General features: G+C 68.9%; 2 protein-coding genes and 1 pseudogene. 1 reads left to right on the forward strand and 2 read right to left on the reverse strand.

What is annotated here, in order from left to right; genetic code table 11:
• Positions 1 to 529: pseudogene (locus AC1D15_RS27395) on the forward strand (Fic family protein); the annotation flags it as partial.
• A 4-nt stretch (positions 530 to 533) separates the two neighbouring features.
• On the opposite strand, the gene AC1D15_RS27400 reads toward AC1D15_RS27395, so the two are convergent.
• Both AC1D15_RS27400 and AC1D15_RS27405 read right to left on the reverse strand, forming a co-directional pair.
• Positions 534 to 1,700, reverse strand: coding sequence for a mandelate racemase/muconate lactonizing enzyme family protein (locus tag AC1D15_RS27400; RefSeq protein WP_477828486.1), 1,167 nt, complete (start codon positions 1,698 to 1,700; stop codon positions 534 to 536).
• Positions 1,701 to 1,720: 20 nt separating this feature from the next.
• Positions 1,721 to 2,379: SDR family NAD(P)-dependent oxidoreductase (locus tag AC1D15_RS27405; protein WP_477828487.1), on the reverse strand; the 659-nt coding region annotated here is incomplete at its 5' end.

The raw sequence follows: 2,379 nt of genomic DNA on the forward strand, positions 1-2,379 counted from the left end.
CGATGTGCTGCGGCGCGATGGCGCCATCCCCGCGCCTTTCATCCTTCCGGTGTCGGCAACGATCACGAGCAGCGTCGTTCAGCGGCGCGGCTACGACCAGGTGCTGGAACTGTTCTCGCGACCGTTCATGCGCAAGTACGCCCAGGCCTGGCGCTTTGGCGCGGAGCAAGTGGCCGAGGACGGTGTGCACCACCACMTGCAATTCGATGCTTGGCAGGACGCGCTGCCCGCCTGGCGCTACCCGGACATGACCGACCACGTCGAGTACCTGGCCCAGGTGGTTCAGTTGACCATCGAGCAGGAGATGCGCAAGGAGGCAGGTTATCTGCGCAGCCTGCGCATGGCCCGCGAGCGCGTCAAGCAGGTCATCGAAGGGCCCGATGGCGACATCGATCGGATCATCCGTTCAGTGCGGGAGAACGGCGGCAAGGTGTCGAACAAGCTGCTGAGGGAAATACCCGCGCTGGCAGACGAAGCCCTGGCCGCAGAACTCGTGGCAGCCATCCAGGCAGCGTTTGCGCCTTCGTGACAACTCAGCCCGCCAGCCCCTTCATCTGAGCGTACAGATCCGCCTTGCCCTCGAACCCGATCCCCGGCAGCTCGGGCAACGTGACATACCCGTTGTCGACCTGCACGCCATCGGGGAAGCCGCCGTAGGGCTGGAACAGGTCCGGGTACGACTCGTTGCCGCCCAGGCCCAGGCCGGCCGCGATGGCCAGCGACATCTGGTGCCCGCCATGCGGCACGCAACGCGATGCCGACCAGCCATGCGCCTTCAGCATCTCCAGCGTGCGCAGGTACTCGACCAGCCCGTAGCTGAGCGCGCAGTCGAACTGCAGCCAGTCGCGGTCGGGCCGCATGCCGCCGTAGCGGATCAGGTTGCGCGCATCCTGCATCGAGAACAGGTTCTCGCCGGTGGCCATCGGCCCGGCATAGTGCTGCGCCAGCTCGGCCTGCAGGGCATAGTCGAGCGGATCGCCTGCTTCCTCGTACCAGAACAGGTCGTACTGCGACAGCGCCTTCGCATACGCGACGGCAGTCTTCAGGTCGAAGCGCCCGTTCGCGTCGACCGCCAGCTTCTGCCCCGGCCCGAGCAGGCGCAGCACGGCCTCGATGCGCTTGCAGTCTTCGGCCAGCGATGCGCCGCCGATTTTCTTCTTCACCACCGAGTAGCCGCGGTCGAGGTAGCCGCGCATCTCGCGCTCCAGCCCTTCCAGGCCCTGGCCCGGCCAGTAGTAGCCGCCCGCCGCGTAGACGAACACCTTGCGGTTGGCGCGGCCGGTGCCGTAGCGCTCGGCCAGCAGCTGGAACAGCGGCTTGCCTTCGATCTTCGCCACCGCGTCCCACACCGCCATGTCGATCGTGCCGACCGCCACCGAGCGCTCGCCGTGGCCGCCGGGTTTCTCGTTGGTCATCATCGTGGCCCACACCTTGTGCGGATCGATGTTGTCGCGTTCCGCATCGAGCAGGCTGGCCGGATCGGCCTCCTGGATGCGCGGCAGGAAGCGTTCGCGCATCAGCGCACCCTGGCCGTAGCGCCCGTTGGAATTGAAGCCGTAGCCGATCACCGGCTTGCCGTCGCGGATCACGTCGGTGACCACGGCGACCAGGCTCAGCGTCATCTTCGAGAAGTCGATGTATGCGTTGCGGATGCTGGACTGGATGGGCTTGGTCTGTTCGCGGATCTCGATGATCTTCATGGGGGGTTCCTGGGGAGTGTTCAGCGCGGCAGCGAGGCGCCGCCGCAGATCTGGATGTCCTGGCCGGTGATGGCCGCCGCCGCGGGCGAGAGCAGGAAGCCCACCAGCGCGGCGATCTCGTCGGGACGGATGAGCCGCCCGATCGGCGGCAGCACGGGCGCGGCGGCCTGCCGGGCGGGGTCGTCGGTCATCGCCGTCTGCGTGGCCGCGGGCGACACCACGTTGACCGTCACGCCGTGCGCCACTACCTCGGCGGCCCAGCTGCGCGACAGGCCGGCCAGCGCCGCCTTGGTCGCCGCGTACTGGCTGCGGCCGGCCTTGCCCTGCGCGACGCGGCTGCCGATCAGCACGACGCGGCCATGCCCCGCGGCCGCCATGGCCGGCAGCAGCCGGTTGCCGATGCGCTCGGCGGCATCCACATGCAGGCGCCACATCAGTTCGCCGTCGGCAGCCTGCAGGCTGCCGAGGCTGCCCACGCGCAGCACACCGGCGGCATGCACGAAGGCCTGGGCGTGGGCCAGGTGCTGCACCGCGGCGTCGGTCGCCGCGCCGTCGGCCAGGTCGACGCGCAGCGCGTGGAAATGCAGGTGCTCGAGCGTCGCCGGCCCCAGGTCGAGGCCGCTGACGAGCCAGCCGTCTTCCAGCAAGGCCTGCGCGATCGCCCGCCCGATGCCGGAAC

This window comes from Rhizobacter sp. P2_H2 (assembly GCF_056403375.1).

Bases quoted from the DNA above. Each gene is read 5' to 3' on its own strand.
- AC1D15_RS27400 (WP_477828486.1), bottom strand. From the start codon at position 1,700: ATGAAGATCATCGAGATCCGCGAACAGACCAAGCCCATCCAGTCCAGC.